Here is a 2,656-nt window from a genome sequence, read left to right on the forward strand (position 1 = left end):
AAAATTAAAAACTGGCACGCATCTTGATATATGTCAGTCATCTTTCTCAATTTCAGAGTGGCTGAGGTTAATATGACTATTCATGTAAAAAATAATATTCACTGGGTTGGACAACGTGACTGGGAAGTACGTGATTTTCACGGCACCGAATACAAAACCCTGCGCGGCAGCAGCTATAACAGCTATCTGATCCGCGAAGAGAAAAACGTGCTCATCGACACCGTCGACCACAAATTCAGCCGTGAATTCGTGCAAAACCTGCGTGCTGAAATCGACCTCGCGGATATTGACTACATCATCATCAACCATGCGGAAGAAGATCACGCCGGGGCGCTGACCGAGCTGATGTCCTGTATCCCGGACACGCCGATTTACTGCACCAATAACGCCATCGATTCCATTAACGGTCATCACCACCATCCGGAGTGGAATTTTAACGTGGTGAAAACCGGCGACACCCTGGACATCGGTAACGGTAAACAGCTGATCTTCGTGGAAACGCCAATGCTGCACTGGCCGGACAGCATGATGACCTATATGACCGGCGACGCGGTACTGTTCAGCAACGACGCCTTTGGGCAGCACTATTGCGACGAACACCTGTTTAATGACGAAGTGGATCAGGTGGAACTGTTCGAACAGTGCCAGCGCTACTACGCCAACATCCTGACGCCATTCAGCCGCCTGGTGACGCCGAAAATCACCGAAATCCTCGGCTTTAACCTGCCGGTGGATATGATCGCCACCTCCCACGGCGTGGTATGGCGTGATAACCCGACGCAAATCGTCGAACTGTACCTCAAATGGGCGGCAGATTATCAGGAAGATCGCATCACCATTTTCTACGACACCATGTCGAACAACACCCGCATGATGGCCGACGCCATCGCCCAGGGCATCAACGAAGTGGATCCCCGCGTGGCGGTGAAAATCTTCAACGTCGCCCGCAGCGATAAAAACGAGGTGCTGACCAACGTGTTCCGCTCCAAAGGCGTGCTGGTGGGCACCTCCACCATGAACAACGTGATGATGCCGAAAATCGCCGGGCTGGTGGAAGAGATGACCGGGCTGCGCTTCCGCAATAAACGCGCCAGCGCCTTTGGTTCCCACGGCTGGAGCGGCGGCGCGGTGGACCGTCTGTCTACCCGTTTGCAGGATGCCGGTTTTGAGATGTCACTCAGCCTGAAAGCCAAATGGCGTCCGGATATCGATGCGCTGGAAATCTGCCGTCAGCACGGTCGTGATATTGCCCGTCAGTGGGCGCTTACCCCGTTGCCTTCCGCTGCTGCCCCGGACGTAAAACCGCAGGAAGAAAGCGTCAGCGAGCCTGCCGTCGCTGATCTCGGTCCGTGCATGCAGTGCAGCGTGTGCCAGTGGATCTACGATCCGGCCACCGGCGAGCCAATGCAGGATGTCGCCCCCGGCACGCCGTGGGACGAGGTGCCGGACAACTTCCTGTGCCCGGAATGTTCACTGGGTAAAGACGTGTTTGATGTGCTGGCCGTGGAGGCAAAATGAATCAGGGTATCGTCATTATTGGTTCGGGCTTCGCCGCCCGACAGCTGGTAAAAAATATCCGCAAACAGGACGCGCAGGTTCCGGTCACGCTGATTGCCGCTGACAGCATGGACGAATACAACAAACCGGATCTCAGCCACGTGATCAGCCTCGGCCAGTCCGCAGACGATCTCACCCGCCAGTCGGCGGGGGAGTTTGCGGAACAGTTCAATCTGCGCCTGTTCCCGCAGACGCGGGTGACGGAAATCGATCCCACCCGCCGCTGCGTCAAAAGCCAGCAGCAGGAGTGGTTTTACGACAAACTGGTGCTGGCGACAGGGGCTTCGGCCTTTGTGCCGCCGGTGCCGGGCAGCGAGCTGATGCTGACGCTGAACAGTCAGCAGGAGTATCAGGCGTGCGGCGCGACCCTGCGCGATGCGCAGCGCGTGCTGATTGTCGGCGGCGGGCTGATCGGCACTGAGCTGGCGATGGATTTTAACCGCGCCGGTAAAACGGTGACGCTGGTGGATACCGCCGCCAGCATACTTTCTTCGCTGATGCCGCCGGAAGTGAGCAGCCGCCTGCAACACCGTCTGACGGAAAGCGGCGTGCATCTGCTGCTGAAGTCGCAGCTGCTTGGGCTGGAGGCCACCGCCGGGGGCATTCAGGCCCGCTTTGATCGCGATCGCCTCCTTGAGGTGGATGCGGTGGTGGCCGCCACTGGCCTGAAACCGCAGACAGCGCTGGCGAGTCAGGCGGGTATTGCCGTCAGACGCGGCATTGTGGTCGACAGTCAGCTGCGCACCAGCATTGAGGATATTTATGCGCTGGGGGACTGCGCGGAGATCAACGGTAAGCTGCTGCCCTTCCTGCAACCGATCCAGATTTGCGCGATGTGGCTGGCGAAGACGCTGCTGGGCCAGCAGGCCACGCTGTCGCTGCCGCCGATGCTGGTGAAGGTGAAGACGCCGGATTTGCCGCTGCATCTGGCGGGGGAGACACAGCGCGGGGATCTGCACTGGCAGATCGAGGCGCGCCCGGACGGGATGGTGGCGAAGGGGTTTGAGGGGGAGAAGCTGCGGGCGTTTGTGGTGAGTGAGGACCGGATGAAGGAGGCGTTTGGGTTGCTGAAGGCGCTGAACGCGTAGATTTATTGGGG

Annotated in this window: 2 protein-coding genes; both read left to right on the forward strand. The window is 58.4% G+C overall.

Annotated features, from left to right (window positions below):
* Window positions 1–72: 72 nt before the first annotated feature.
* The gene (norV, locus tag QRD42_RS00320) at window positions 73–1,518 is read left to right on the forward strand and encodes an anaerobic nitric oxide reductase flavorubredoxin (protein WP_318364916.1); all 1,446 of its coding nucleotides are present in this window, start codon (window positions 73–75) and stop codon (window positions 1,516–1,518) included.
* The gene (norW, locus tag QRD42_RS00325) at window positions 1,515–2,645 is read left to right on the forward strand and encodes an NADH:flavorubredoxin reductase NorW (protein ID WP_321987928.1); all 1,131 of its coding nucleotides are present in this window, start codon (window positions 1,515–1,517) and stop codon (window positions 2,643–2,645) included. Before norV ends, norW begins: the two co-directional genes overlap by 4 nt.
* Window positions 2,646–2,656 lie beyond the last annotated feature (11 nt).

The organism is Enterobacter sp. PGRG2 (genome assembly GCF_030291195.1).
GTDB lineage: Bacteria > Pseudomonadota > Gammaproteobacteria > Enterobacterales > Enterobacteriaceae > Enterobacter_D.

What these genes read in the sequence shown, in the direction of transcription:
- norW (WP_321987928.1), top strand. Translation starts at nt 1,515, where the DNA reads ATGAATCAGGGTATCGTCATTATTGGTTCGGGCTTCGCCGCCCGACAG.
- norV (WP_318364916.1), top strand. Translation starts at nt 73, where the DNA reads ATGACTATTCATGTAAAAAATAATATTCACTGGGTTGGACAACGTGAC.